The organism is Amycolatopsis arida (assembly GCF_900115565.1).
Taxonomy (GTDB): domain Bacteria; phylum Actinomycetota; class Actinomycetes; order Mycobacteriales; family Pseudonocardiaceae; genus Yuhushiella; species Yuhushiella arida.
In genome coordinates this window covers 18034-41218 of the sequence record NZ_FOWW01000009.1, presented here as the reverse complement: position 1 = coordinate 41218, position 23185 = coordinate 18034, and the positions used below count along the sequence as shown (strand labels likewise).

General features: G+C 73.2%; 24 protein-coding genes and 3 pseudogenes. 14 read left to right on the top strand and 13 right to left on the bottom strand.

The window, feature by feature from the left end:
* The first annotated feature begins 369 nt into the window (after nucleotides 1–369).
* Nucleotides 370–2010 carry a ribosomal protection-like ABC-F family protein gene (gene abc-f, locus BM051_RS22475; protein ID WP_092533984.1) on the top strand — a complete coding sequence of 547 codons (1641 nt, stop codon included), beginning with the start codon at nucleotides 370–372 and terminating at the stop codon, nucleotides 2008–2010.
* The gene (locus BM051_RS22470) at nucleotides 2003–3715 is read left to right on the top strand and encodes an ABC-F family ATP-binding cassette domain-containing protein (protein ID WP_092533981.1); all 1713 of its coding nucleotides are present in this window, start codon (nucleotides 2003–2005) and stop codon (nucleotides 3713–3715) included. The genes abc-f and BM051_RS22470 overlap by 8 nt, the downstream gene beginning before the upstream one ends.
* 87 nt (nucleotides 3716–3802) lie before the next feature.
* Here the strand turns inward: BM051_RS22470 and BM051_RS22465 are convergent, their stop codons facing one another.
* The 4 genes from BM051_RS22465 to BM051_RS22450 form a co-directional block, all read right to left on the bottom strand.
* Complete coding sequence (locus tag BM051_RS22465) at nucleotides 3803–4927, bottom strand: serine hydrolase domain-containing protein (protein WP_092533978.1); 1125 nt, start codon at nucleotides 4925–4927, stop codon at nucleotides 3803–3805.
* 2 nt (nucleotides 4928–4929) lie between these two features.
* Entirely contained in the window at nucleotides 4930–6093 is a 1164-nt protein-coding gene (locus BM051_RS22460; RefSeq protein WP_092533975.1) for an MAB_1171c family putative transporter, read from the bottom strand.
* Between the two features lie 11 nt (nucleotides 6094–6104).
* Complete coding sequence (locus tag BM051_RS29210) at nucleotides 6105–6611, bottom strand: hypothetical protein (protein ID WP_092533972.1); 507 nt, start codon at nucleotides 6609–6611, stop codon at nucleotides 6105–6107.
* 61 nt (nucleotides 6612–6672) lie between these two features.
* The gene (locus BM051_RS22450; RefSeq protein ID WP_092533970.1) at nucleotides 6673–7899 is read right to left on the bottom strand and encodes an MFS transporter; all 1227 of its coding nucleotides are present in this window, start codon (nucleotides 7897–7899) and stop codon (nucleotides 6673–6675) included.
* Nucleotides 7900–7997: 98 nt separating this feature from the next.
* On the opposite strand from BM051_RS22450, the gene BM051_RS22445 reads away from it, so the two are divergent.
* Nucleotides 7998–8675, top strand: coding sequence for a TetR/AcrR family transcriptional regulator (locus tag BM051_RS22445; RefSeq protein ID WP_208325998.1), 678 nt, complete (start codon nucleotides 7998–8000; stop codon nucleotides 8673–8675).
* A gap of 9 nt (nucleotides 8676–8684) precedes the next feature.
* Here BM051_RS22445 and BM051_RS22440 read toward each other — a convergent pair whose 3' ends face one another.
* Together BM051_RS22440 and BM051_RS22435 are read right to left on the bottom strand one after the other, a co-directional pair.
* Nucleotides 8685–9068, bottom strand: coding sequence for a MerR family transcriptional regulator (locus BM051_RS22440; protein ID WP_092534477.1), 384 nt, complete (start codon nucleotides 9066–9068; stop codon nucleotides 8685–8687).
* An 80-nt stretch (nucleotides 9069–9148) separates the two neighbouring features.
* Nucleotides 9149–9883 (bottom strand): spermine/spermidine synthase domain-containing protein, encoded by a 735-nt coding sequence (locus BM051_RS22435; RefSeq protein WP_092533968.1) that lies wholly within the window; start codon nucleotides 9881–9883, stop codon nucleotides 9149–9151.
* A 157-nt stretch (nucleotides 9884–10040) separates the two neighbouring features.
* Here BM051_RS22435 and BM051_RS22430 point away from each other — a divergent pair, with 157 nt between their 5' ends.
* The gene (locus tag BM051_RS22430; RefSeq protein ID WP_092533965.1) at nucleotides 10041–11654 is read left to right on the top strand and encodes a peptide chain release factor 3; all 1614 of its coding nucleotides are present in this window, start codon (nucleotides 10041–10043) and stop codon (nucleotides 11652–11654) included.
* A 215-nt stretch (nucleotides 11655–11869) separates the two neighbouring features.
* Here the strand turns inward: BM051_RS22430 and BM051_RS30380 are convergent.
* Nucleotides 11870–11972: pseudogene (locus BM051_RS30380) on the bottom strand (WYL domain-containing protein); the annotation flags it as partial.
* A 115-nt stretch (nucleotides 11973–12087) separates the two neighbouring features.
* Between BM051_RS30380 and BM051_RS22425 the strand changes: the two are divergent.
* A complete protein-coding gene (locus tag BM051_RS22425; RefSeq protein ID WP_208325997.1) occupies nucleotides 12088–12507 on the top strand; it encodes a VOC family protein in 420 nt (139 codons plus the stop codon).
* A gap of 1 nt (nucleotide 12508) precedes the next feature.
* On the opposite strand, the gene BM051_RS22420 is transcribed toward BM051_RS22425, so the two are convergent.
* The gene (locus BM051_RS22420; RefSeq protein ID WP_243859717.1) at nucleotides 12509–13417 is read right to left on the bottom strand and encodes a poly(ethylene terephthalate) hydrolase family protein; all 909 of its coding nucleotides are present in this window, start codon (nucleotides 13415–13417) and stop codon (nucleotides 12509–12511) included.
* An 81-nt stretch (nucleotides 13418–13498) separates the two neighbouring features.
* Here BM051_RS22420 and BM051_RS22415 point away from each other — a divergent pair, with 81 nt between their 5' ends.
* Both BM051_RS22415 and BM051_RS22410 read left to right on the top strand, forming a co-directional pair.
* The gene (locus BM051_RS22415; RefSeq protein WP_092533959.1) at nucleotides 13499–13750 is read left to right on the top strand and encodes a hypothetical protein; all 252 of its coding nucleotides are present in this window, start codon (nucleotides 13499–13501) and stop codon (nucleotides 13748–13750) included.
* 143 nt (nucleotides 13751–13893) lie between these two features.
* On the top strand, nucleotides 13894–14586 hold the full coding sequence (locus BM051_RS22410) for a DUF998 domain-containing protein (protein WP_092533956.1): 693 nt from the start codon (nucleotides 13894–13896) through the stop codon (nucleotides 14584–14586).
* Nucleotides 14587–14593: 7 nt separating this feature from the next.
* On the opposite strand, the gene BM051_RS22405 is transcribed toward BM051_RS22410, so the two are convergent.
* Nucleotides 14594–15226 carry a TetR/AcrR family transcriptional regulator gene (locus BM051_RS22405; protein ID WP_092533953.1) on the bottom strand — a complete coding sequence of 211 codons (633 nt, stop codon included), beginning with the start codon at nucleotides 15224–15226 and terminating at the stop codon, nucleotides 14594–14596.
* Nucleotides 15227–15316: 90 nt separating this feature from the next.
* On the opposite strand from BM051_RS22405, the gene BM051_RS22400 reads away from it, so the two are divergent.
* From BM051_RS22400 to BM051_RS22390, 4 genes and pseudogenes are all read left to right on the top strand, one after another.
* Nucleotides 15317–16153: an oxygenase MpaB family protein gene (locus BM051_RS22400; protein ID WP_092533950.1), complete on the top strand. Its 837-nt coding sequence runs from the start codon at nucleotides 15317–15319 to the stop codon at nucleotides 16151–16153.
* A 15-nt stretch (nucleotides 16154–16168) separates the two neighbouring features.
* Nucleotides 16169–16555, top strand: a pseudogene (locus BM051_RS22395) (DNA glycosylase AlkZ-like family protein); the annotation flags it as partial.
* A gap of 13 nt (nucleotides 16556–16568) precedes the next feature.
* Nucleotides 16569–16907: a hypothetical protein gene (locus BM051_RS29205; protein WP_166677812.1), complete on the top strand. Its 339-nt coding sequence runs from the start codon at nucleotides 16569–16571 to the stop codon at nucleotides 16905–16907.
* A gap of 4 nt (nucleotides 16908–16911) precedes the next feature.
* Entirely contained in the window at nucleotides 16912–17799 is an 888-nt protein-coding gene (locus BM051_RS22390; protein ID WP_279587068.1) for a TrmH family RNA methyltransferase, read from the top strand.
* Here the strand turns inward: BM051_RS22390 and BM051_RS28660 are convergent.
* The 4 genes and pseudogenes from BM051_RS28660 to BM051_RS22375 all read right to left on the bottom strand — a co-directional run.
* Nucleotides 17787–17930 (bottom strand): annotated as a pseudogene (locus tag BM051_RS28660) (hypothetical protein); the annotation flags it as partial. The gene BM051_RS22390 and the pseudogene BM051_RS28660 sit on opposite strands and share 13 nt — an antisense overlap.
* Before the next feature lie 27 nt (nucleotides 17931–17957).
* A complete protein-coding gene (locus BM051_RS22385; RefSeq protein ID WP_092533942.1) occupies nucleotides 17958–18395 on the bottom strand; it encodes an arsenate reductase ArsC in 438 nt (145 codons plus the stop codon).
* Entirely contained in the window at nucleotides 18392–19543 is a 1152-nt protein-coding gene (gene arsB, locus BM051_RS22380) for an ACR3 family arsenite efflux transporter (protein WP_092533939.1), read from the bottom strand. The genes BM051_RS22385 and arsB overlap by 4 nt, the downstream gene beginning before the upstream one ends.
* Nucleotides 19540–19896, bottom strand: a complete 357-nt coding sequence (locus tag BM051_RS22375) for an ArsR/SmtB family transcription factor (RefSeq protein WP_092534471.1) — start codon at nucleotides 19894–19896, stop codon at nucleotides 19540–19542. The genes arsB and BM051_RS22375 overlap by 4 nt, the downstream gene beginning before the upstream one ends.
* Nucleotides 19897–20049: 153 nt before the next feature.
* On the opposite strand from BM051_RS22375, the gene arsM reads away from it, so the two are divergent.
* The 3 genes from arsM to BM051_RS22355 all read left to right on the top strand — a co-directional run bounded on the left by arsM (nucleotide 20050) and on the right by BM051_RS22355 (nucleotide 23178).
* Entirely contained in the window at nucleotides 20050–20796 is a 747-nt protein-coding gene (arsM, locus tag BM051_RS22370) for an arsenite methyltransferase (RefSeq protein WP_092533936.1), read from the top strand.
* A gap of 116 nt (nucleotides 20797–20912) precedes the next feature.
* On the top strand, nucleotides 20913–21362 hold the full coding sequence (locus BM051_RS22365) for a hypothetical protein (RefSeq protein WP_092533933.1): 450 nt from the start codon (nucleotides 20913–20915) through the stop codon (nucleotides 21360–21362).
* Between the two features lie 208 nt (nucleotides 21363–21570).
* Entirely contained in the window at nucleotides 21571–23178 is a 1608-nt protein-coding gene (locus BM051_RS22355) for a chitinase (RefSeq protein WP_243859716.1), read from the top strand.
* Nucleotides 23179–23185: the final 7 nt, after the last annotated feature.

Below are 23185 nucleotides of genomic sequence, written 5' to 3'. Positions count from 1 at the left end.
ACAAGCGGGCCATTCGTCGGGAACGCGCCGAGCTCGACTGACCTCGCGGAAGCTTGTGCTGCAACTCCTGAGTCTCGGCTGACTCGGCCCGCCGGGTGTCGGAAGCCGCGCGTAGATGCACCCGCTGGACGGACGGTTACTCCCAGCGATCGCGCGACGCTCGTGCACGAGGTCCTCTGGTAGGGTGAGCCGCACGTGATGCGGCACCGAGGAGAGATACCGCTGTGCTGAGCGACGACGACATCTCCGGGTGATACCGGAGTCAACGGCTACCCGTGCGCCCGTGCGCACACTATTCGTAGCCATGTCCTCGCCATGATCTCCCACCGGGCGGCCCGGCCGCCCCCGCAGCACACGAGGCTTTCCGCCATGCCTGATGACGCCCGAATCGTCTGCTCGAACCTGTCCTTCTCCTGGCCCGACGGCACCCCGGTGTTCCAGGACCTGTCCTTCGCCCTGAACGAGGGCCACACCGGACTGGTCGCCCCGAACGGTGCCGGCAAGAGCACGCTGCTCGAGCTGATCACGGGTAAGCACGCGCCGAGCCACGGGACCATCTCCGTCAAGGGAACCGTCGGCTACCTCCCGCAGAGCCTGCCGCTCACCGGCGACCTCACCGTGGCGGAGGTACTCGGCATCGCCCCGATCATCGAGGCGCTGGACGCCATCGCGGCCGGCGACGCGAGCGAGGAACACTTCACCACCGTCGGCAACGACTGGGACATCGAGGAACAGACTCGGGCCCAGCTAGACCGGCTCGGGCTCGGCGACGTCACGCTGACCCAGCGGTTGCACACCCTGAGCGGCGGCCAGGTCACCGCCCTCGGCCTCGCCGCCCGGCTGCTCGACCGGCCCGACGTCCTCCTGCTCGACGAGCCCACCAACAATCTCGACGTCGACGCGCGGCACCGGCTCTACCGCGTGCTCGACGACTGGCCCGGCTGCCTGCTGGTGGTCAGCCACGATCGCGCCCTGCTCGACCGGATGGACCGCATCGCCGAGCTCGACCGAGGCGAGATCCGGTTCTACGGCGGAAACTTCACCGAGTACGCCGACGCCGTGCGTGCCGAGCAGGAGTCCGTCGAGCGCAGCGTCCGCAGCGCCGAGCAACAGGTCAAGCGCGAGAAGCGGGAGCTGCAGCAGGCCCGCGAGCGCGCCGCCCGCCGGGCCAGTGCCGGCGCCCGCAACGCCAGGAGCGGCAGCATCCCGAAGGTGGCCGCCGGCACGCTCAAACGCCGCGCCCAGGAATCGGCCGGGAAAGCGGGAGACGTGCACGGGCAACGGCTCGCCGAGGCCAGGGCCAAGCTGGACGAGGCGAGCCGGATGCTGCGCGACGACCAAAAGATCGACCTGCGGCTGCCGGACACCCACGTCCCGGCCGGGCGCATGGTCTTCGTCGGCGAGGGGATCCAGGTCCGCTACGAAGGGCGAACCGTGTTCGACGGCGCGGGCGTCGACCTGACGATCCGCGGGCCGGAACGGATCGCGCTGACCGGGCCGAACGGCGCCGGCAAATCCACCCTGCTGCGGTTGATCGCCGGCGAGCGGGAACCGACGAGCGGCGAGATCCGGCGGGCCACCGGCCGGATCGCCTACCTCTCCCAGCGGCTGGACCTGCTGGAGCTCGACCGCACCGTGGCGGAGAACCTGACCGACTACGCGCCGCACAAGTCCGAGTCCGAGCGGAGGCATCTGCTCGCCCGGTTCCTGTTCCGCGGCGCCAGGGCCCACCTCCCGGTCGGCGCGCTCTCCGGCGGGGAGCGGCTGCGGGCCACCCTCGCCTGCGTGCTGGGCGCCGAGCGAGCACCCCAGCTGCTGCTGCTCGACGAGCCGACCAACAATCTCGACCTGGACAGCGTCGAGCAGCTCGAGGAGGCGTTGAACGTTTACGAGGGCGCGTTCGTCGTCGTGAGCCACGACGTACGCTTCCTCCGCGAGGTCAAAGTGGACCGTTGGCTGCGGCTGTCCGGCGGCCGGCTCGGCGAGACCGGGGCACCGGACGATGCCTGACGGCTCCCCCGCGGGGGGCGCTCGGGACGCCGACGTTCTCGCCGGCGACCCCCGCGCCACCCACCTCCTCGCCGAGGACGTGCACTGCGCGCTCGGGGATCGCGTGGTGCTGCACGACGTGTCCCTCAGGGTGTCGTGGGGTGAGCGGGTCGGCCTGATCGGCGAGAACGGGCGGGGCAAGTCGACCCTGCTGCGCGTCCTCGCCGGTGAGCTGTCGCCGCAGCGTGGTGAGGTGGTGCGCGCGGTCGTCGGCCGAGTGGGGTTCCTGCCACAGCGGCCGGGGTTCCCGGTCGGGGCGACCATCCGGGACGTGCTCGCGGAGGCGACCGCGGGGACCAGGGCGCTGGCCGACCGGATGCGGGCCACCGAGGAGTCGCTGACCTCCGGCGAGGGCGACGTGGACGCGCTGCTCGGCACGTACGGCCAGCTCCAGGAGGAGTTCACCCGGCGGGGCGGCTGGGAGCTCGACGCCCGCGTCGGTGAGCTGCTGGAGGTCTTCGGCCTGGCCGGGCTGGACCGGCGGCGGCCCACTCAGACGCTGTCCGGCGGCGAGCGGGCCAGGCTGGCGCTGGCCGCACTCGTGATCACCGAACCGGCCGGGCTGCTGCTCGACGAGCCGACGAACCATCTCGACGACCGCGGGGTGGACTGGCTGCTGCGGTGGCTGTCGCGCTACCAGAACCCGTGCCTGATCGCCTCGCACGACCGGGTCCTGCTCGACACGGTGGTCAGCGCGATCGTCGACCTGGACGGTCCACACGGCCGCGCCGTGCGCTACGGCGGCAACTACCGCGACTACCTCGACGAGCGCGCCGCGGCGCGGGAGCGCTGGTGGCAGCGGTACCGCGACTGGCGCCGGCAGGTCGTCGACGCCCGGCAGCGGCTCGACCGGGCGGGCCGGGCCGGCGGCAACGCCAGGGTCATCCGGGACAACAACAAGCTCGCCTACCACGCGGCCGGCAGCGCCGCCGAGGCCGCCGTCGCCCGCGCCACCCGCGCGGCGCGCCAGCACCTGCGCCGGCTCATCGACGAGCGGGTGCCACGCCCGCCCGAGGCGCTGCGGTTCACCGTCGCGGAGCCCGGCGAGGTCACGGAGCCGCCCGACGGTGTGCTGCTGCGGGCGAAGGGCCTCGTCGTCGGGGAGGTGCTGCGTGGCGTGGAGCTGACCCTCTCCCCCGGGTCACGGCACGTGATCACCGGAGCGAACGGCGCGGGGAAGTCGACCCTGCTGTCGGTCCTGGCCGGCCGCCGCGTTCCCGACGGCGGGGCCGTCGAACGCCGGCCGGAGGTGCGCATCGGCTACCTGCCGCAGGAGAGCGCCTTCGCGGACGAGCGGCGTGGCCTGCTGGACGCCTTCGCCGCCCGCCGCGCGGCCTACCGGGACGACGCCGCGGCGGAGCTGACCAGGTTCGGCCTGTTCGAGCCGGGCGACTTCGACGTTCCGGTGAACCGGCTGTCGGTGGGCCAGCGGCGACGGCTCGCGCTCGCCCTGCTGTTCGCCGAGCGCCCGCACCTGCTGCTGCTCGACGAGCCCACCAACCACCTCAGCCTGGTGCTGGTCGAGCAGCTGCAGGAGGCGGTGGACCGGTTCCTCGGCCCGGCCGTGCTGGTCACCCACGACCGCACGCTGCGGAACCGCTACGCCGACCGGGTACTGGAGCTGGCCGAGGGGCGCCTGGTGGCGCGGCACTCGGCGACGCGCTAGCGAATGTAGCGGCCGTCGACGATCGCTACATGGGAGTTTCACGACTACTGCGGGTTCCTCGAGTGAGCCTCTATTCGGCGGGCGATGTCAACGGGTGCCCAGCGCCCGGTAGGCGGCGGCGATCACGCTCGTGCCGCGGCGGTCGCCGATGACGTACTCGCGGGCGCGCATCCGGTTCATCACGTACGCGACGCACATCCTGGCGTCGAGGTCGGCGACCACCACCGAGCCTCCCCACCCGTCCCACCAGCACGTGTCGGGGTTGGGCAGCAGGTCGATGTCCGTGGAGTTCAGCCCGTAGCCGACGCCGAACCGCAGTGGGGCGCCGAGGACGAGGTCGACGCCGTCCGCCTGCACCGACAGCGTCGCCCGCGCGCCGGCCTCGGAGAGCAGCCGCCGACCGCCCGCCGCACCGCCCCCGGCGAGGACCGACTGGACGGCCGCCACCGAGCGGGCGTTGCCGTAGCCCGCCACGGCGGGAATCTCGGCGCGCCGCCAGCCGGCGCGCCAGCTGTCCTCGGGGGTGACGATCGTCCGCAACGGCACCGGCGGCGGGGGCGCCGCGGCGCTCGCGGACCGCTCGCGCGGGATGATCGGCGCGAACCGGTGGTCCTGCTCGGGGCCGAGCGTGAGGTGGAAGTCGGCGCCGAGCGGGCCGGCCACCTCCTCGGCGAAGAACGTGCCGATCGAGCGGCCGCACACCCGGCGGACCACCTCACCCACGAGGTACCCCTGGGTGAGGGCGTGGTAACCGGAGGCGGTGCCCGGCGTCCACCAAGGCGCCTGCCGCGCGAGCAGCGCGGTCGCCTTGTCCCAGTCGTAGAGGTCCTCGACCGCCAGTGGCTCGTCCCAGTCGGGCAGGCCGGCCGTGTGCCCGAGCAGGTGGCGGACCTCGACGCCGTCCTTGCCGGCGGCGGCGAACTCCGGCCAGTACCGGGCGACCGGGGCGTCGAGCCGGAGGGCGCCGCGGTCGGCGAGGATCAGCGCGCACAGCGCGGTCATCGTCTTCGTCACCGACCAGACGGTGGTGACGGTATCCCGCCGCCACGGCCGGGTGCGCGCCGCGTCCTCGTACCCGCCCCAGACGTCGACCGCCGGCTCACCGTCGAGGTACACCGCCACCGAGGCGCCCACGTCCAGGCCACTCTCCAGGTTCGCCGCCAGCACGTCGCGCACCTCGGCGAACCCGTCGCGCCACGTCCCGTGCACCATCGTCACGACGCCGCTCCGATCGTCCCGACCGCCCCGGTCTCCCGCGGGGTGAAGGTCCGGACCACGGCGGACCTCCTCGCCGCGACGACCTCACGCAGGAAGTCGATCTCGCCGCGCAGGTCCTCGCCGCCCATCTCCGCCGCCAGCGCGGTGCCGGGCCGCGGTGGCTCGCCGTGCGCGGTCGCCGGCGGCGGGGCGCCCGACAGGAGGCAGGCGGTGACGGCGGCGTTCACATCAGGTGGCGGCGGGTGGTGCCCGGCGACGTGCGCTCTGGCCCGGTCGACCAGCTCGGGCGTGACGTGGTCGCTGAGGATCAGGATCGCGTCCCGGATCTCGATGACCGCCCGGTACAGGTGCAGCCCGACCAGCCGGGTCGGCGCCAGGACGTGGAGCAGGCGGAACCGGGGTTCGACGAGCGCCACCTGGGGGTTGGTCCTCGTCACGTGGCGCCACAGCGGCCACAGCACCCAGAGGTCCCGGCGGCTGGTGAGCGCGCGGCGGATGCCGGGCGCCGCGGGCAGCGCCGCTCCCGTCGCCTGCAGCAGCTCCTCGATCCCGGTGACCAGCGGCGTGAGGGCGAGCACGGCCGGCACCCAGGTGACGACGTAGGCGATGAACAGCACCCAGAGCACGCAGGCGAACAGCGTGCCGATGCCGAAGGTGAGCAGACCCCACCGCAACGGCCCCTGGTCGGCTCGGCGCCAGTAGCGGAGACACACGGCGACCACGCACGAGTTGGAGACGAGGTGGAACCCGAAGAAGATCGCCCAGTAGAACAGCGGGAGGTCGAGCTCCGGGGTGGCGAGGCTCCCCTCCCCCGCGTGCGCCAGGTTGATCCACGCCAGCACGGCCATCGTGCCCACGCCCGCGGAGAGCAGGTAGGGCGCGTGCCGGCGCCGGCCCATGGCGGTGAGCACGAAGTGGAGCATCGCGGTGGAGGCGACGACGTCGCACAGGTGCTTGACCAGGACGACCACCGTGGCGTCCCCGACGACCTCGCCGAGCGTCGCCGTCACCGGCTCCTGGTGGAGCGTGGTGGTGAACGCGATCAGGGTGACGGCGAGCCACAGCGCCCGCTGCTGCGGATGACCGATCGCCTGCGGTGCCCGCAGCACCGCGACCAGCCACAGGCTGGTGAACCCGGCGACCTCGACCCAGCTGAACATCCGCGCGACGCTCAGCCGTCGCGCCGGAAGCCGAGGCCCGTCGCCAGGCCGCCGAGGACGCCCGCGGGCGGCGGGTCGGCGGGGTTACCGCCGCTGGCGCGGACGAGGCTGGCGAACATCTCGGCTTCCCGTTCCTGCCTCGTGCTGTAGCTGGTGCGGGCCAGGACCCGCTGCACGCGCTCCGGCCGGAGGTCACGCAGGAGCACCGCCATGCCGTCGGTGTCGATCGGGTCGAGCGGCCGGTGGTCGAACAGCATGTGGCCGATCTCGTGCAGCGTGATGTGCTCCTGGTGCAGGCGCACGGTCTGCCGCTCGACGAAGATGTAGTCGGCGGTGCTCGTCGCCACCCAGGCCCCGCACACCCCGGCGGGCGTGCCGGAAGTCGGCAACGGGTGCAGGCGCAACGGGCGGCCCCGCCGCTGGGCGAGGTGCCGGCACAGCGCCTCGACCGACTCGAACTCGGGTAGGCTCAGCTCGTCGATGACGGACTGGCACCGCCTGCGTAGCCGCCCATACATCACGCCACTCCTGTCCTCCCCCAGAAGCTCGCCGTGTCGCGGCCAGAACCAGCATATCGAGTCAGCCGCGGGAGCCGGCAGCCGAAGCCCGCCCCGCCCGGTGGCCCTCCCGAGCGGCGTCGCCGGGCCGCCGTGGCCGGCCCACCCCGACGGCGACCACCACGGCGAGGAGCGCCGCGGAGACCCCGCCGGCGACGAGGAAGCCCGTGGTGGTCGACGTGCCGGCGATGAGCGGACCGAACACCAGCGGCGACAGGAACTGGCCGGCGAAGATCGCGGTCCCGGACAGCGACGCGGCCCGGCCGCGGTGCTCCGCCCCGGCCGCCTCGTCCACCAGCACGGTCGCCACCGGGAACAGGATCCCGTTGCCCACCCCGAACAGCGCCGGCGCCACCAGCAGCACCACGGGGTGGCTCACCGTCCCGTAGATCACGAACCCCACCAGCGACGCGCCGAGCGCAATCCGCAGCAGCGCGGCATAGCTCAGCCGCGCCCGCAACCGCCCGTAGACCAGCCCCACCAGGCTGGTGGTGACCGCTGCCCCGACGACCGCGTAGATCGACACCAGCACCGGCGCCTCGATCCCGATCCGCGCCAGCCGCTGCGGGAGGAAGATGGCCAGCACGTACATCTGGATCGCGATGACGATCCACAGCCCGTACCAGCCGACCAGCGCGGGTCGCCGGCGGAGCAGCCGCACCGCGCCGACCTGCCGCGGGCCGGCCCGGCCGGTCGTGTTCGGCAGCGACCACATCGCCAGCACCGCCAGCGGAAGGCCGACGAGGTAGAGGCCGAACGTGGCATGCCACGACAGGCCCCCGAGCACGCCGCCCAGCAACGGCCACACCAGGCCGCCGACGCTGGTCGCGGTGGAGCGCCACCCCATCACCCGGTCCCGCTCCGGCCCCTCGTAGAACGCCAGCAACGCGACCGTCGTGCCGGTGAACACGGCCGCCGCACCGATGCCGAACACCAGCCGGCTGGCGATCAGCGCCGGGTACGACGTCACCACCACCCCGGCACCACCGCCCAGCGCGTACACGATCAGCCCGCCGATCATCGGCCCGCGCACGCCCCTGCGGTCGACCATCCGGCCGAACAGCGGGCTGCACACGGCGATGGCCAACCCGTGCGCGGTGATGACGAACCCCGCGGCGGTGCCGCTGAGGCCGAGGTCCCCGCGAATGACCTCCAGGACCGGCACCACGATCGCCCCGCCCATCACGCCCAGCGTGGACGCGGCCAGCAGCACCGCGAGCGTTGCCGGAGCGTTCGCCGACCTCACCATCCGTGACCCCCAGCTGTCGCCACTCAGTGGCACTTTACCCTGAGTGGCATATTATCGCCAGGGGCGCATTCTGCCGGACGTGGTTAGACTCCACCGCCGTGAGCACGCCGGACCGCGCCCTGCCGCTGCGCGAGCGCAAGAAGCTGCGCACCCGCCGGGCGCTGGCGGACACGGCGCTGCGGCTCTTCCTCGCCAAGGGCTTCCACGAGACCACCCTCGACGAACTGGTCGACGCGGTGGAGGTCTCCAAGCGCACGTTCTTCCGGATGTACACGTCCAAAGAGGACGTCGCGATGGCGGCGGAGCTGGAACTGTGGGAGGCCTACGTCACCGAGGTCGCCGACCGGCGGCTCCGCGGCCCGGTCCTGGCGTTCCTTCGCGAGACCCTGATCGCCGCCATTCAGGGGCTCGGCCCGGACTGGGACCGCCGGTTCGTCGCCACCCGCGGCCTGATCGCCCGCACGCCCGCGCTGTGGGACCGCAGCCTGTTGCTGTCGGTCACCGTCCAATCCAGAATCGTCGAGGAGCTGGAGGGCAAGCTCGGCATCGATAGCCGGCAGGACGTGCGGCTCCGCCTGCTCGGCGAGATGTCGTTGAGCGCGTGGCGGTGCGCGGCGCGGAACTGGATCGCCGGCCGCGGCCACGACGGACCGCCCGGCCGGGGGGAGAAGCTCGGCAGCTGGCGCGGCCCGGGCGGCGGCGCGGCGCTCCTCCGCCGTGTCGAGGAGGCGTTCGACGCCATCCCGGACAGCCTGGCCCTGGCCGCCCCGGAGTGATCCGCGGCGTCAGCGGCGCCTGGCCAGCAGCTCGCTCTCCCGCCGAGTCAGATGGTCGCGCAGTGTCCGGGCGAACTCCTCCGCCGCCTCGAGCTTCGCCCGCAACTCGGCGCAGCGCTGCTCGGCGTCCTCGGTCAGCTCGCGCAGCCGACCCACCCCCTGCCGGCGAGCCCTCGGCTCGTCGAGCAGGGCGAGCAGCTCTCGCATCTCGTCGAGGTGGAACCCCAACGGCTTCATCCGCTTGGCGAGGAACAGCCGGTCGACGTCGCGTTCGGTGTAGAGACGAAAGCCGCCCTGGGTGCGCGCGCTGGGAACGACCAGCCCGACCTCCTCGTAGTAGCGGATCGTGCGCAGCGACAGGCCGGTGCGCTCGGCCACCTCCCCGATCTGCATGTGCTCGCCCACGGGCTTCTCGCTTTCTCGCGACACGGCGTCACGGTACCGGGAAACGGCGCCCCGAGTCCGGCTCCGTGTCATCGGCCGGCGGGCTCGGGACCCGCGACCGCCAGGTAGACGGTGCAGGCCGACGTGCGCCGCTGCACGGGGTTGTCGAACGTGACGACCTCGGCACGCGCCGCGGCGAACTCGCCGCCAAGCATCGCGAGGAAGTCGTCGTCGGGCGGGTCGTTCGACCAGAGGGCGAACACCCCGCCGGGGTGGAGGTGCGCTCGCACCTGGCGCAGGCCCTGCGGGCGGTAGAACCCGGCGTGTCCGGGATGCAGCAGGTGGCGTGGGGAGTGGTCGATGTCGACGATGACGGCGTGGAACCGCCGGCGGGTCGCAGCCGGGGCGAGCCCCTCCGGGGACCGGACCATCGCGAAGAAGTCGCCGTGCACCAGCGTGCACCGGGGGTCGGCGACGAGCCGCTCCCCCGCCGGGATCGCGCCGCGCTCGTGCCACTCGATCACCTCGGCGAGCGCGTCGACCACCAGCAGCGAGCGCACCCGCGGATGCTCCAGCACCGTGCGTGCGGTGTACCCGAGCCCGAGCCCACCGACGACCACGTCGAGCTCCGGCTCCGCCAGCTCGGCCAGCGCCAGCCGGGCCAGCTCCTGCTCGCTGACCGTGAACAGGCTCGACATCAGGAACTCGTCGTCGAGCTTGATCTCGTAGACGTCCTGGCCGGTGACCGGCTCCCGGCGGCGGCGCAGGACGAGCTCGCCCATCGGCGTCGGCCGCCAGTCGATCTCCTCGAACCGCGCGCTCATGCCGGACTCGCCACCGTTGCCATCCGGGGAGCCTACCCTGACGTCAGGGTAGAGTCCGCGCACGGCCGGCGGGGACCGGACGAGCCCACCCAGCGGACCTTACCGTGACGTAACGGTAGAGTCGTGGGTGACGTACCCGAGGCGACGGAAGGCTCCCATGACCGCCAGCAGCACGACCACCGTCACCCCTTCCGACGTGGTCGGTCAGGCGCGCCGCCGGCGGTCGTTCGCGGTGATCAGCCACCCGGACGCGGGCAAGTCGACGCTGACCGAGGCACTGGCGTTGCACGCGCGGGTGATCGCCGAGGCGGGGGCGGTGCACGGCAAGGCCGGCCGCCAGGGTGTGGTGTCGGACTGGATGGCCATGGAGCGGGCCCGCGGCATCTCGATCACCTCCGCGGCGCTGCAGTTCTACTACCGCGACGCGGTGATCAACCTGTTGGACACGCCGGGCCACGCCGACTTCTCCGAGGACACCTACCGGGTGCTCTCCGCCGTCGACTCCGCGGTGATGCTGCTCGACGCGGCCAAGGGGCTGGAGCCGCAGACACTGAAACTGTTCGACGTGTGCCGGCACCGGGACATTCCGGTGCTGACGTTCGTCAACAAGTGGGACCGGCCCGGCCGGGAGGCGCTAGAGCTGTGCGACGAGCTGGTGGAGCGGATCGGGCTGCAGCCGATGCCGCTGACCTGGCCGGTCGGCGCGGCCGGGCACTTCCGCGGCGTGCTCGACCTCACCGACGGCGCGTTCGTGCGCTACCAGCGCACCGCGGGCGGCGCCACCGTGGCGCCGGAGGAGCGGATCGACCCGGCGCGGGCCGAGGCCGAGGCCGGCGAGGACTGGGCGCGGGCGCGGGAGGAGGCCGAGCTGCTCACCGCCTCCGGCGGGCAGTTCGCGCCGGAGGCGTTCCACACCGCCACGGCCACCCCGGTGCTGTTCGGCGCGGCCGTGCTGAACTTCGGCGTGCGGCACCTGCTGGACCTGCTGGTCGACCTCGCTCCCCAGCCCGCGCCGCGACTCGACGTCGACGGCCACCCGCGGCCGCTGGACGCGCCGTTCTCGGCGTTCGTGTTCAAGGTGCAGACCGGCATGGACCCCGCGCACCGCGACCAGGTCGCCTTCGCCCGGGTGTGCTCCGGGGTGTTCGAGCGCGGCATGGTGGTCACCAACGCCAGCACCGGCCGGCCCTTCGCCACCAAGTACGCGCACCAGGTGTTCGGCCAGCAACGCTCCACAGTAGACACCGCCTACCCCGGTGACGTGGTCGGCCTGGTCAACGCCTCCGCGCTGCGGGTCGGCGACACCCTCCACGCCGGCCGACCGGCCGTGCGGTTCCCCGGCCTGCCCAGCTTCGCGCCGGCCCACTTCGCCGTGGCCCGCCCGGCCGACCTGAGCCGGTCCAAGCAGTTCCGCAAGGGGGTGGACCAGCTCGCCTCGGAGGGCGTGGTGCAGATCCTCACCTCGGACCTGCGCGGTCATGCGGCACCCGTGTTCGCCGCCGTCGGGCCCATGCAGTTCGAGGTGGCCGCCCACCGGCTCGAGCACGAGTTCTCCGCACCGGTCCGGCTGGACCGGCTGCCCTACACCGCCGTACGACGCCTCGCCGACCCCGCCCAACGCCCCATCGTCGACGGCGCGCGACGCGGCGAGGTCCTCACCCGCACCGACGGCACCGACCTCGCCCTGTTCGAGGACGAGATGGCCATGCGGATCCTGCAACGCCAGCACCCCGACCTGGCCTTGGAACCCCTCCTCGCCGAAGGAGCCTGAGCCTCGGGCTCACCAGGGCACGCAGCAGCGCCAGTTCGACGTCGGGTATCGACCTCGGGCAGTCGGCGCGCGAACGCGGCGGGCACCACGGTGGCCTCGGCGTAGCCGCCGTCGGCATCCCACACGGCGCGCGCGCCGTCCCGGCACCGGCCGCAGGTGCCCGCCGCCCGGGCCCGACCTCTCCACCGGCGGGCGACGGTTCCGACCAACCGAGATCAGTGGTCGCCGTAGCGGGCGACGAGCTCGGCGCCGATCCTGGCGAGCTCGGCCCGGGCCGTCGGCGGTTCGAGCACATCGACCAGCGCCCCAGCCGGCGAGGTCCAGCGGGGTGGGCGCGCCACCGAAAAGTGCTCAGTTGATGAGCACTTCAGGGAGCACGATGACGGTTGTCATGCGGCCCGGTGGGCCGCTTTCCAGTGGGAAGGAGCCAGCCGTGTTGCGGCGGTTCGCCACCATCAGCTACTGGGCCGACGACGTCGAGGCGGCCGCGCGCTGGTACGCCGAGCTGCTGGGCATCGAGCCGTACTTCGTCCGGCCGGAGGAGGGGTCACCCCGCCTACGTCGAGTTCCGCGTCGGCGACCACGGGACGAGTTGGGCATCATCGACCGGCGGTACGCGCCCGACGGCCACGCGAGCACTCCGGGCGGCGTGGTCATGTACTGGCACGTCGACGACGTGGCGGCCGCGGTCAACCGGCTGCTGTCCCTGGGGGCGAAGGAGTATCAGCCGATCACCCACCGTGGGGAGGCGGGGTGGATCACCGCCTCCGTGGTCGATCCCTTCGGCAACGTCCTCGGCGTGATGTACAACCCGCACTACCTCGAGATCCTCGGGTCGCGGGCGGAAGCCTGAGTCAGGCACGCGCCGCCGGGACGCCGGGCCGGTCGCCGGGGACGGCCTCGGCGCGGGCGTTCCGCTCGAAGCGGGACCACTCGGGCGCCGTGCAGTAGGCGCAGTCCCGGCCGAAGTACATGCCGCGGGCCTGCTCGTCGCCCATGAGGTGGAAGCGGAACCACGCGGTGATCGGGCCGCGGTATCCGCCGGCGTCTCCCAGCGGAGCGAAGTGGCCGGCACCGGCCAGCTCGCCGTAGACGGCGACCACGTGCTCGGCCGCGCGGAACCGCGTGTACACCGATTCCGGGGCGACGATCGAGTCGCGCTGCCCGGCCAGGAACAGCACCGGGCCGCGCAGCGCGTCGGTGGAGCCCCACGGACCGGGCTGAATCGGGACAGTCGTGTCCACTCTGGAGTCTCCGCCGGCGGCGATCGCGCCGCCACCGCCCTGCGAATGTCCGGTCGCGCCGATGTTGTCGAGGTCGACCTTTCCGAAGTAGACGCTGTCCGAGGCGGCGTTGCGTTCGGTCAGGTAGTCGATCCCGGCGAGCATCTCGCGCCCGGACCCGGCCCACGTCGTGTCGGCCGCCGCCACGATGAACCCGTGCGATGCCAGGTGCCGGAGCAGGGCGTCGTAGACCGCGGGAACGGCGAAGGTCCCGTTGCCCCAGACGATCACCGGGTGCCGGTCGCACCCCTGCCCGCCGAGGTCGGTGGGTCGGTAGACGGTGTGCCCGCGCCCGGACTGCTCGGTGGTGACCGCGAACGGGCCGGGCGCCGCCCACGCCCTGCCCACCGAGGGGCAGCCGGAGGGGGCGGCGGTCGCGGGAGCGGGCACGAGCCCCACGCCCACCAGGACGGCGGCCAGCAGCGCGCCGGCCGCGGACCGCCACCGGCGGCGCGGGGTCGGAGCCGGGGTCGGAGTCACGGGTCACCCACCTTCGCACGTCACGATCCGGGAGGACTGCGATTGTCGGGGAGCGGGACACCCCACAACAGCGACGATCGGGTGACGTCGGCGCACCGGGCGAAGAACTCGTCGACCGGAGACAGTTCCTCGACCGGCGGCTGTCACCGCCCTGACGAAAGCCCGGCCGCGGGCCACCGGTCGCCACGTGCGACCGCGCGTGCGGATGGCGACCAGCTGCTCGACGGCGACACCGACGAGCAGCGACTGGCCGCACTGGACGCCGACGACCCGACCACCCTCCCGTGGATCGCGCACCACCTCGACCACCTGGCCACCGCGCCGAGCGACTGATCCGGCCATCCTCCGCCGCGGTGGTCGACCACGGACGCGGGCGACCGGCGGGCCCCGCACGGCGACACGATGGGAACTCGGATGGTCACCCGGGGCCCGCCCGCCACGGGTTTCGCCCGGCTCCCACCGGGAACGGACAAGGCATGTCCACCACGCTCCCGGCGCCCACCCGTGGGCTCGTCCGCACCGCCGCCGCCAGCCTGGTGGGCGCGGGCCTGGTGTACCTGGTCGCCGAGGCGGTGGCCGCCGCCGCGTGGAACAGCCCCGACTACAGCTACCGGCGCCACTACATCAGTGACCTCGGCGCCAGGACGGACGGCGTGGTCCAGGGCCGGGTGGTCGACTCGCCACTGCACGCGGTGATGAACGCCGGGTTCGTCGCCCAGGGCGTGCTGTTCCTCGCCGGTGCCGCGCTGGTGGCCGGGTCCATGTGGTGGACGGCGGCACGGGGGTTCGTCGCGCTGGCCGCGGTGCATGCGGTCGGCATGGTCCTGGTCGCGCTCGTGCCCGAGAACGTCCCGCCGCCGGTCGGGGTCCTGCACCGGCTCGGGGCGTTGCTGGGCATCGCCGGCGGCAACCTCGCGATCATCGCCGCCGGCCGGTCGGGTCTCCGGGCGCTGGTGCCGCGCTGGCTGCCCGGCGTCAGCCTGGCGCTGGGGATCGTCGGTGTCGCCGCGCTCGTCCTGCTCGGCCTCGACGGCCTCGTGCCGCCCGCCGTCCTCGCCGCCAACGGCGGGCTGATCGAGCGCGTCTCGGTCTACCCGATCATCGCCGGTGAGCTGCTGGTCGGCGCCCTGCTGTGGCGCGCCCGAGCCGGCACCGACGGGCGGCGGTGACCGGCGCTCACCGTGCCTCGGCGATGCTGAGGAAGATCTCGGCGCAGTGCGCGACGACCTCCTCCTCGCCCAGCCGCAGGGTGCCGGCCAGCCACGACGTGAGCACCTGGGCGAGCCCGCCGACCAGCACCTCGGCCGCCACGTCGAGCCGGGCGCCGCCGCCGATCCCGTAGAACTCGCGGGCCTGCAGGCCGAGCAACCGGACGAACAGCCGCGTCGACTCGGCGCGCCGCTCGGCGAGCACGCCGCTGCCCAGTATCGGGGAGAACAGCAACCGGCCGCGGCGCGGGTCCTCCGCCACGTGCCGCACGAGCCGGCCCAGCCCGGCGCGCACCTTCGCCCCGGCCTCCGGCGGCGCGGCCTCGACCGCCTCCAGGGTCACCGCCGCCAACTCCTGGACGACGTGGTCGTACACCGCGACCGCCAGCGCGTCCCGGTCGGCGAAGCTCTCGTAGAAGTAGCGGGCGGCCAGCCCGGCCTGCCGGCACACGCCGCGCACCGACAGGGTCCCCTCCCCGACCGCCGCATCGCCGGCGGCGCCGAGCAGCTCGAGCCCGGCCTCGATCAGCTGCGCCCGCCGCTCGGCCCTGCGGTCGGCGCCGGGAACCCCACCGTAGGTCCGCAGCGGTGTCGACTCCATGGCCCCATCTTGACACCTCGGTCCGACACGAGGTTTCCTTTTTGCGAACGGGCGTGAGCAAATAGCGTCCGCCGCCCCGGGAGGTGCCGCATGGCCCCCAGCGACCACATCGTCGAGCTCCGGCCGGACGTCCGCGAGCACACGATCATCGGCGCGGGGCTGCTCGCCGGCGCGGCCAACGTGATCATGCAGCTGGCGCTGCCCGCCGTCGGCTACGGCGTGGTGGAGAGCCGGGTGGACAGCGGGAACGTCTTCCGGCACCCGGTGAAGCGGACCCGCACGACGCTCACCTACCTGGTGGTCGCGATGCTCGGCACCGACGAGGAACGTGGCGCCTACCGCCGCGCGGTCAACCGCCAGCACGCCCAGGTCTACTCCACCGAGTCCAGCCCGGTGCGCTACTCCGCGTTCGACCCGGAGCTGCAACTCTGGGTCGCGGCGTGCCTGTACCGCGGGGTGGAGGACATCTACCGCGTGTTCGGCGGCCCCACCGGCCCCGACGACCTCGAGCGGGTCTACTCCGCCTCGGCCGCCCTGGGCACCACACTGCAGGTGCGGCCGGAGATGTGGCCCGCGGAACGGGCGACGTTCGAGCGGTACTGGAACGACACGCTCGACCGAATCCATATCGACGACACCGTGCGAACCTACCTGTACGACATCGCCACGCTGCGGATGTTCCCGCGCCCGGTCAGCCGGCTGCTCGGCCCGTTCCACCGGTTCGTCACCACCGGATTCCTCCCCGCGCGGTTCCGCGCGGAGATGCGGCTGGACTGGTCGCCCCGCCAGCAGCGCCGGTTCGACCTGCTGATGCGGATGATCGCCGTTGTGGCCACCCGACTGCCCCGGATGCTGCGCGAGTTCCCTTACAACGTCTGCCTGTGGGACCTCCGTCGCCGGCTGCGGACCGGCCGCCCGCTCGTGTGACACCGCGGACGAGATCCGTCCGCCCTGGGCTGGACCGTGCAGTACCTTGAGCCGCTGGTGCACCCGGCACCCAGCGGCACGTGGAACACCCACGGCGCCACGCCGTTCCCCGCCGCGGAGTGGACCGGAGTGCGGCCGGAGCCGACCGCCGAGGACCTGCGCCGGCTGGTCCGCCGCTACCTCGCGGCGTTTGGCCCGGCCACGCCCGCCGTCGCCGTGCCCGGCCCGCTCGGCCCCCTCACCGCCGCGACGACCGCGCCGACCAGCACCGGCACCGCGTTGGCCACCTCCACCGGGCCGACGGACGCCCGGCCACCCGCCCACGGCACTGGGACCAATCTCACACCGCGAGCACCGGACCGCGACCACGAACCGGACGGCCGCAGCGGTGACCGTGGGTGACAGAATGCGGCCCGTGGTCATCGACTCCGTCAAGCACGACCTGATCCAGCGGGCCAGGCAGCTGACCAGCCGGGCCGGCCGGATCGCCGCGAGCCGGTGCCTGCTCGACGGGCCGGCGCTGATCGCGCAGGCGCTGTCCGCCGGTGCCACGCTCGACTACGCGCTGTGTGCCGAGGACGGACCGGACGACGAACTGGCCCGGGAGCTGGCCGCGGCACGAATCCCCGTCCACCGCGTCCGGGCCGGGCTGCTGGCGAAGGCAGCCGGGAGCACCAAGCCGGTCCGCTGGCTCGCCGTGCCCCGGTGCCGCCCGAGATCCCGGGCGCGGCGCCGTATCCCGACGACTTCGTGATCGCCTGCGCGGACGTCGCCGATCCCGGCAACCTCGGCACGGTGGTGCGCACCGCACGCGCCCTCGGAGTCGCCGAGGTCGTGCTCACCGACCCGACACCGACCTCACCGCCCGCAGGGTGCTGCAAGCCGCCCGGGGCACCGCGCTCACCACCCGGGTACGGCGCTACCCCACACCGGCCCGTGCCGTCGCGGGCCTGCGGGACGCCGGGTTCCAGGTGGTGGCGACCAGTCCCCGTGGCCGGCACGTCCAGTCACTGGCCCCGCTACGCGGCGATCGGCTGGCGCTGGTGGTCGGCAACGAGACGCACGGCGTCGACGAGGAGACCCTGGCCGCCACGGATCTCGTCGTCCGCATCCCGATGGCCGGACCGGTGGAATCGCTCAACGTCGGGGTGGCCGCCGGCATCGGCATCTACGAACTGCGCATGAGGATGGTGCTCGCCATGCTGACCGACCGCATTCGCGCCACCCTGGGCCGCGACCTCGGTGTCACCGCCCGTTTCGTCCGGGCCGCCTTCGACGCCCGGCTGGCCGCCGACGAGCTCGACGCCACCCAGGTCGTCGCGCTGATGATCGTCGCGTGCGACCGGCGAACCCCCGTCGACGAGCTGACCCGCGAACTCGGTCTCACCGGCGACGAGCGCGCCGGCGCGCTGGACCCGCTGGTCGACCGCGGCTACCTCGCCCGCACCGGCCCGGACGTCGCGATCACCGACGCCGGCGAGCATGCCGTCGCCGCGCTGTGGACGGTGGTCGACGGAATCGAGGCCGAACTGTACGCGGGACTGTCCACCGAGGAGCGCACGGAGTTCCGCCGGATGCTCCGGCGAATCCAGGAGAACGCGCTCCGGCTCGGCCGAGGAGTGCGGGGGACGCCTCACACCGGTTGACGCAACCACGTCCACCAGCCACCGGCCCGCTCGAGCCGCGCCACGGTCACCTCGAACAGTCCGATGTGGGCGATCGTACCCTCGTCCCGCAGCTCGGCCAGCGCGCCGAGCTGGTCGGCCAGCGGCACGTGCGGGTCGACGCCGTCGAGCCGCCGTGGTCACGATCCGGCCGGGACCAGCGCGGCGAGCAGGGCGCGGACTCTGCGGTCGATCTCGTCGCGGATGGGACGGACCTCCTCGACCGGCCGGCCCGCCGGGTCGTCGAGCCGCCAGTCCAGGTAACGCTTTCCGGGAAAGACCGGGCAGGCGTCACCGCAGCCCATGGTGACCACCACGTCGGCGGCCCGCACCGCGTCGGTGGTGAGCGGCTTCGGGAACTCCCGCGACAGGTCGATCCCCAGCTCGGCCATCGCGGCGACCACGGCCGGGTTGACGGTCTCGGCCGGCGCGGACCCGGCCGAGCGGACGGTGACCCTGCCGCGGGCGTGGTGGTCGAGCAGCGCGGCGGCCATCTGTGACCGGCCGGCGTTGTGCACGCAGACGAACAGGACTTCGGGTGGGGTGGACACGGCGGCGGTCTCCTCGTTCGTCGTCATTCCCCGGTGGAACCTTCCCGAGTGGACCCGGCGGTCGCGCCGGACACAGTGGACACAGTGGACTCTCTGGACCCCGTGGACACGGCGAGCCGAGACCGGCGGCGCAGCGCCAGCGCGACGTACACCAGCGCCACCAGCACGGGCACCTCGATCAGCGGGCCGACCACACCGGCGAGGGCCTGCCCGCTGGTGGCACCGAAGGTGGCGATCGCGACCGCGATGGCCAGCTCGAAGTTGTTGCCGGCGGCGGTGAACGCCAGTGTCGTGGTGCGCTCGTAGCTCAGGCCGAGCGCCGTGCCGAACGCGTACGCGCCGGCCCACATCAGGGCGAAGTAGGCCAGCAGGGGCAGCGCGATCCGCGCGACGTCCCACGGGCGGTCGGTGATCTGCCGGCCCTGCAGCGCGAACAGGACCACGATGGTGAACAGCAACCCGTAGAGCGCGAAGGGCCCGACCCTGGGCAGGAACGTGCCCTCGTACCAGTCCCGGCCACGAAGCCGCTCGCCCCATCGGCGGGCGAGGTAGCCGGCGGCCAGCGGGATGCCGAGGAAGATCAGCACCCCGCGGGCGATCTGCCAGCCGGACACGTCCAGCTCGGCCTGCGGCAGTCCCAACCAGCCGGGCAGCACGGCGAGGTAGAACCAGGCCAGCGCACCGAAGGCCACCACCTGGAACACCGAGTTCAGCGCGACCAGTACGGCGGCGGCCTCGCGGTCGCCGCCGGCCAGGTCGTTCCAGATGATCACCATCGCGATGCAGCGGGCGAGGCCGACGATGATCAGCCCCGTGCGGTAGGCCGGCAGGTCGGGTAGCAGCAGCCAGGCCAGCGCGAACATCAACGCCGGTCCGATCAGCCAGTTCAGCACCAGCGAGGGCCAGAGCAGCGCGCGGTCGCCAGTGACCGTGCCGAGCCGGTCGTAGCGGACCTTGGCCAGCACCGGGAACATCATCGCCAGCAGGCCGAGCGCGATCGGCAGGGAGACCCCGTCGACGGTGACCGCGTTCAACCCGGCCTCCAGGTCGGGGACCCAGCGCCCGGCCAGCACACCTCCGGCCATGGCGGCGGCGATCCACACCGGGAGGAACCGGTCCACCACCGGCAACCGGCGGGTGACCGACTCCACCCGCGGGACGGCGGTGCCGGTCACGCCGGAGCCCCCGCGGGCTCGGCGGCCGCCCGCCGCTCACCGGCCGGCGGCTCACCGCCGGGGCTGGCGAGGAGGGCGGCGAGACGCTCGGTGGTCTCTGGCACCAGCCGGTAATACACCCAGGTGCCACGCCGCTCGCCGTCGATCAGGCCGGCCTGCCGGAGGAGCTTGAGGTGGTGCGAGATGGTCGGCTGGGACAGCGGGAACTCCGGAGTCAGCTCGCAGACGCAGACCTCGCCGCCGGCCCGTGAGGCGATGATCGACAGCAACCGCAGCCGCACCGGGTCGCCCAGCGCCTTGAACACCGCCGCCAGCTCGGCGGCCTGGTCCTCCGTCAGCGGTGCGGTCAGCATCGCGCGCAGCACGACGCCAGCTCCTCGTGATTCGACATGCGTCTATATTGACGGGCTTCGATTCCGTGCGCAAGATGGAATCCGCCACCTGGAATCGACGAACTTCGATGAAGCCCGGCTCCCTGGTGGGTCGGCCGGCGAGAGGACACCGAGATGAGCGAGCAGTCCGACCCGCGGGAGTCGGTCCGGGCGCGGTACGCCGCGGCCGCGACCGCCGTCGGCGACGCCGGCGGTGGATGTTGTGACCCCCGGGCGGTGGAGGTGGAGGACGGCTTCGGCGCGGCGCTGTACGCGGCCGCCGAGCGGGACGCGCTGCCCGCGGAGGCGGTGGCCGCGTCGCTGGGCTGCGGCAACCCGACGGCGGTCGCCGAGCTGCGGGCCGGGGAGCGGGTACTGGACCTCGGCTCCGGCGGCGGCATCGACGTGCTGCTCTCCGCCCGCAGGGTGGGGCCCACCGGCAAGGCCTACGGCCTGGACATGACCGAGGAGATGCTGGCGCTCGCGCAAGGCAACGCGCGCAAGGCCGGGGTGACCAACGTCGAGTTCCTGAAGGGGACCATCGAGGCGGTCCCACTGCCGGCGGGCACCATCGACGTGGTGATCTCCAACTGCGTGATCAACCTCTCGGTGGACAAGCCGGCCGTGTTCACCGAGATGTTCCGCGTGCTCGTGCCCGGAGGGCGAGTCGGCGTGTCCGACGTCGTCGCCGACGACGAGCTCACTCCAGCCGGGCGCGCCGAGCGCGGATCCTCTGTGGACTGCATCGCCGGAGCACTGAGCTTCGCCGAGTACCGGGAGGGGCTGCGCGCCGCCGGCTTCACCGACGTCACCATCACCCCGACCCACGCCGTCGGCGGCGACCTGCACTCGGCCACCGCCCGCGCCACCAAGCCCGCCTGACCCGCGAGAATCGATGTTCAGGACGCCGAGATCTACGTTCGGGACCGCGGTCTTCACGGGTGCCCGTGGCGCAACGCCGTTCGGCGACCGAGCAGCCCTGGTGGCAAGATCGCGGTATGGAGAACGCGAGCGAACTGTTCGTGATCGTCCGTACCAGCGCCGACCCTCCGGAACTGCTCGGCGCGTGGGCCGAGCGCGAGCCCGCCGAACGGTTGGCCGGGGAGCTCGGGCCCGGCCACCGCGTCGAGCCGGTGCCGGTGGTGCCGACCGAGACCGGGTTCGTGGCGCGCGCGTGGACCTGCCGCGCGCTGCTCGCCAACGGTCAGGTCCAGCAGGTCGACGAGCCCGAGCCGGTCAACGGCGCCCCTCACCTGGTGCTGGACACCAGGGACATGCCGGCCGAGCGGGTGCGCGTGGACGACGCCTCCGCGGTGGACGTCGCCGTGCACGGCCACACGGCGCTGCGGGTCACCGCGTACGCCGCGAGCGCCGCGCGGGCCAGGCAGCTGGTGACCACCGAGGTTCGCCGGCTGACCAACGAGCCGGGCCCACCGGCGCCCGCCTGAGCGACCACCCGGGTTCGGGACGGCCGGCGGACCGAGGTGTTCCGCCGGCGTCCCGAGACCCCGCGGCCACCTCGGCACCGCCTCGGTCGCATCGACCTCCCGGCCCGCGTCGCCACTCCCTACTTAAGTGGTCTGGACAACCCTTCCTCGATTGGTCTAGACATTAGGGACGCACGGTGTACCCCTGCGCACCGTCCGGGAGGCCGGAATGTCCCATGCCCTCGCCCTTCGCCCGCTGGCCGTCCTCGCCACCCTGGTGCTCGCCGTGGCCGGACTGGTCGCACCGCCCGGCCACGCGGTGACACCCGGCACCACCGGCGCACCGAGCGCCACCTTCGGCAAGGTCGCCGACTGGGGCTCCGGCTGGGAGGGCCGCTACACCATCACCAACGGCGGACCGACCACGATCACCGGCTGGCGGGTGGAGTTCGAGCTCCCGGCCGGCACCTCGGTCGGGAGCCACTGGGACGCCCTGGCCACCCGCGACGGCCAGCGGCACACGTTCACCCACCGCGAGTACAACGCCACGATCACCCCCGGCGCGTCGGTGTCCTTCGGCTTCCTCGCCACCGGTCCGGGCACCCCCACCCGCTGCCGGCTCAACGGCGCCGACTGCGCCGGCGGTCCGGGAGACCCCGGCGAGCCGAGCCGGCCCGCCGCGCCCACCGACACCCGGGTCACCGGCACCACCTCGTCCAGTATCACGCTCGCCTGGACCGCCGCGCCCGGTCCGGTCACCGGCTACCGGGTCCACGAGGCCGGCTCCGTCCGCGCCACCGTGACCGGTACCTCCGCCACGATCGGCGGGCTGCCCGCCTGCTCCACCCACACCTTCACGGTCACCGCCCACACCGACACCGCCGAGTCGGCCCACGGCGACCCGATCACCGCCACCACCACCGGCTGCCCGCGGAGCCCGCTCCCCCGTCACTTCCTCACCGGCTACTGGCACAACTTCGTCAACCCCGCGGTGGAGCTGCGGCTGCGCGACGTCCCCGCCGCCTACGACCTCGTCGCGGTCGCGTTCGCCGAGGCGACCGGCACGCCCGGCGAGGTCACGTTCGGCGTCGACCCCGAGCTCTCCCACGCCCTCGGCGGCTACACCGACGCCGACGTCAAGGCGGACATCCACGCGCTCAAGGCCCGTGGCACGACGGTGATCCTCTCCGTCGGCGGCGAGGCCGGGCGGGTCTCGGTCGGCAGCTCCGCGGCGGCGGGGAACTTCGCCCGCAGCATGCACGCCCTGCTCCAGGAGTTCGGGTTCGACGGGGTGGACATCGACCTGGAGAACGGGCTCAACCCCACCTACATGGCCCAGGCCCTGCGCTCGCTGCGCGCCCAGGTGGGTCCCGGACTGATCATCACCATGGCGCCGCAGACCCTCGACATGCAGTCGACCGGCGGGGCGTACTTCCGGCTCGCCCTGGACATCCGGGACATCCTCACGGTCGTGCACACCCAGTTCTACAACTCCGGCTCCATGCTCGGCTGTGACCAGTCGCGCGCCTACCACCAGGGCACGCTTGACTTCCTCACCGCGCTCGCGTGCATCCAACTGGAGAACGGCCTGCGGCCCGACCAGGTGGCACTGGGCCTGCCCGCCGGTCCCGGCGCGGCCGGTGGCGGCGTGGTCCCGCCGTCGATGGTCAACGACGCCCTCGACTGCCTGGCCCGCGGCACGTCCTGCGGCACCTTCACGCCGCCGCGCACCTACCCCGACATCCGCGGCGCGATGACCTGGTCCATCAACTGGGACGTCAGCAACGGCAACGCCTTCGCCCGCACCGTGCGGCCCCACCTGGACACGCTTCCCTGAGCCTCGG

What these genes read in the sequence shown, in the direction of transcription:
- BM051_RS22410 (WP_092533956.1), top strand. Translation starts at nt 13,894, where the DNA reads ATGTCCACCACGCTCCCGGCGCCCACCCGTGGGCTCGTCCGCACCGCC.
- BM051_RS22385 (WP_092533942.1), bottom strand. Translation starts at nt 18,395, where the DNA reads ATGACGACGAACGAGGAGACCGCCGCCGTGTCCACCCCACCCGAAGTC.
- arsM (WP_092533936.1), top strand. Translation starts at nt 20,050, where the DNA reads ATGAGCGAGCAGTCCGACCCGCGGGAGTCGGTCCGGGCGCGGTACGCC.
- BM051_RS29210 (WP_092533972.1), bottom strand. Translation starts at nt 6,611, where the DNA reads ATGTATGGGCGGCTACGCAGGCGGTGCCAGTCCGTCATCGACGAGCTG.
- BM051_RS22460 (WP_092533975.1), bottom strand. Translation starts at nt 6,093, where the DNA reads ATGTTCAGCTGGGTCGAGGTCGCCGGGTTCACCAGCCTGTGGCTGGTC.
- BM051_RS22375 (WP_092534471.1), bottom strand. Translation starts at nt 19,896, where the DNA reads ATGCTGACCGCACCGCTGACGGAGGACCAGGCCGCCGAGCTGGCGGCG.
- BM051_RS22400 (WP_092533950.1), top strand. Translation starts at nt 15,317, where the DNA reads ATGGCCCCCAGCGACCACATCGTCGAGCTCCGGCCGGACGTCCGCGAG.
- BM051_RS22430 (WP_092533965.1), top strand. Translation starts at nt 10,041, where the DNA reads ATGACCGCCAGCAGCACGACCACCGTCACCCCTTCCGACGTGGTCGGT.
- BM051_RS22440 (WP_092534477.1), bottom strand. Translation starts at nt 9,068, where the DNA reads ATGCAGATCGGGGAGGTGGCCGAGCGCACCGGCCTGTCGCTGCGCACG.
- BM051_RS22355 (WP_243859716.1), top strand. Translation starts at nt 21,571, where the DNA reads ATGTCCCATGCCCTCGCCCTTCGCCCGCTGGCCGTCCTCGCCACCCTG.
- BM051_RS22470 (WP_092533981.1), top strand. Translation starts at nt 2,003, where the DNA reads ATGCCTGACGGCTCCCCCGCGGGGGGCGCTCGGGACGCCGACGTTCTC.
- abc-f (WP_092533984.1), top strand. Translation starts at nt 370, where the DNA reads ATGCCTGATGACGCCCGAATCGTCTGCTCGAACCTGTCCTTCTCCTGG.
- BM051_RS22365 (WP_092533933.1), top strand. Translation starts at nt 20,913, where the DNA reads ATGGAGAACGCGAGCGAACTGTTCGTGATCGTCCGTACCAGCGCCGAC.
- BM051_RS22465 (WP_092533978.1), bottom strand. Translation starts at nt 4,927, where the DNA reads ATGGTGCACGGGACGTGGCGCGACGGGTTCGCCGAGGTGCGCGACGTG.
- BM051_RS22435 (WP_092533968.1), bottom strand. Translation starts at nt 9,883, where the DNA reads ATGAGCGCGCGGTTCGAGGAGATCGACTGGCGGCCGACGCCGATGGGC.
- BM051_RS22450 (WP_092533970.1), bottom strand. Translation starts at nt 7,899, where the DNA reads ATGGTGAGGTCGGCGAACGCTCCGGCAACGCTCGCGGTGCTGCTGGCC.
- BM051_RS22405 (WP_092533953.1), bottom strand. Translation starts at nt 15,226, where the DNA reads ATGGAGTCGACACCGCTGCGGACCTACGGTGGGGTTCCCGGCGCCGAC.